General features: G+C 41.1%; 2 protein-coding genes. Both read right to left on the bottom strand.

The features are described from left to right. Window positions 1-285: 285 nt before the first annotated feature. Window positions 286-1,203: a TIR domain-containing protein gene (locus tag ACVBIL_RS20535; RefSeq protein WP_447168787.1), complete on the bottom strand. Its 918-nt coding sequence runs from the start codon at window positions 1,201-1,203 to the stop codon at window positions 286-288. 155 nt (window positions 1,204-1,358) lie between these two features. Next, window positions 1,359-1,946, bottom strand: a complete 588-nt coding sequence (locus tag ACVBIL_RS20530) for a hypothetical protein (protein ID WP_447168786.1) — start codon at window positions 1,944-1,946, stop codon at window positions 1,359-1,361. Window positions 1,947-2,040 lie beyond the last annotated feature (94 nt).

Raw genomic sequence — 2,040 nt, 5'->3', positions numbered from 1 at the left:
TAAGACACTGCAAGGCTTAGTTCAGGATCCACAAGCATGCTATTAAATTCGTGGGGATCCCTCAGACTCTGACCCCACATATCCATTCATCTTTCCGAATTAGATCCCTCTGATGTTACAAACTCATTTTTGGACATAAATTGGTTAGAGTCAAAGCTCTTAAAGTTAAGACTCTTATTAGGGAAAGTATCGAAAGTGTATATAGGGTAACGCCGCCATAAAAGGCGAGCATAGCGAGTCCAGCCCACATGTTTTTGTGGGCGATTTTTCATGGCCTTGTTAGGTTTATACATGATATCCGGCATCTCTAAGTTCTACTAATAGCTGTTGTTTCCACAGCCCTTCATAGTCCATAGAGGTGTAAACTACACCACTAATATCATTTGGGGTTTCAACGTTTCCTTTCACTACAGCGGAAACTCTTGCCCGACTCAGCTTACCAATTAGAAAGCCATGCTCAAAAACTACATTTTGACGAGCCCTATAGTTCCCCGTTAACTCGCCAGCTTTGGATCCTATATCACAAGGGGTATACAAAACGACCCCAAAGCCAACATTTGAGTAATGTTCAATTTTTTCGATAATTGTACGACCAGAACTTGCTTGTTGATGAAGGATGATTGGTTGCAATCCTAACTCAGAAATAAATGCAGACATTTCTAATTTTGCAATATCATCATGACCGTGAACTATAAAAACCTGTGAAGTATTAAAAACGCCTGGAGGAGTTTGGATAACAGGTGGCTCTGCAACTGGAAGCTGGCTAGCGCCCCATTTAGATAAGTTCAGTTGCTGTTGTGTAATAAAGCCCTTATTCAGTAAAATTTCAAATAGTGGTTCGTCTTTAATTGCCCAGTGCGTTCTTGAAAGCTCCCAGCTGCCAAGATCTATATCTATTCGCAAAGCCTCAATGGTGCCAGTGGGTAAGCTTGGAAGTGTAGTATCAAATTCGAAATCGAATACGACAGTATTCTGTCGAAGACGAATATTTGTAACGTACCCTATTCTCGATTCTACAGTTTCATTTTCGGTAACAAAAAGTGTTGGGAAGCTTTTAAGTTCTTCGATTGCCTTTTCATCGAAAAATTTGTATCTCTCACTTATTTCATCTGCGGTGTATTCAATTGCAACACGACTTTTTTCTAGCTCGTGTGGACTACTATCCCAGCTTTCTGGATCATAAGAGATAATTAAATTAAACAAGATTCAATCCTTTAAAGTAGTTGAGATGAGCAAGAAACCTAACGTTCGAATAACGGGCGTTTACTAGCCCAAATTGATTGAAGCGCCTGAATCACAGCGTTTCTTTGAAAAAATGCGCTACGAGTAAACGTCCCTCGTTCATTCGCTTGTTAGAATTATCTTTCACCGTTATATGACACTTCGGACTTGTCGATACCAATGTCTTTGCGCATTGCGTTGGTCAGATTGAGAGCCTTAGATCTAATAACTTCCCAACTAACAGACTTACCGTCAAATACAACTGCTAGTAGCTGATCTATGAACATATCATTCGCATCCATCACCTCTTGCGGCGCTATCATTGCTAGATACCCATAAATCTTTAAGCGCTCTGTCTCGAATTGCTCCGCCTCCTGTGCTGTTAGTTGCTGCTTGTTTCTAAGGACGATCATTTCCACTTTTGCCAGCATTATAGCCACCAAATCAATCGTAGCTCGATAGATCAACAACTTATCATTGTGCTCTCTGAGTTGTGTTTGCTTATAAACTTCGATCTCGCTATTGATTTTGGCTAAATTTTGCTGGCTCTCCCGATGTAACTCGGTTCTCAGCTTCTCCAACTCTCGATCATGTTCGGCTTTTTCTTTAACCATTAACCGGTTTGCCCAAATTTTTCCCAAGTAATTCGCCAATCCAAGAATAATGGCGCCACTACCGCCAAGAGCAGCAATGATAGTTGCCCCAATTTTTAGATATTCGTCCATAGTCACCCGATAATTTCTAACGTCTTAGTATTTGTGCGTTGCGCTGTCTGCAAGGCACAAATCGCTTGTTGGACTTGGCCGATGCCACATCCAT

The organism is Shewanella sp. 125m-7, from assembly GCF_052977045.1.
This window is presented reverse-complemented; position numbering and strand designations above follow the sequence as displayed.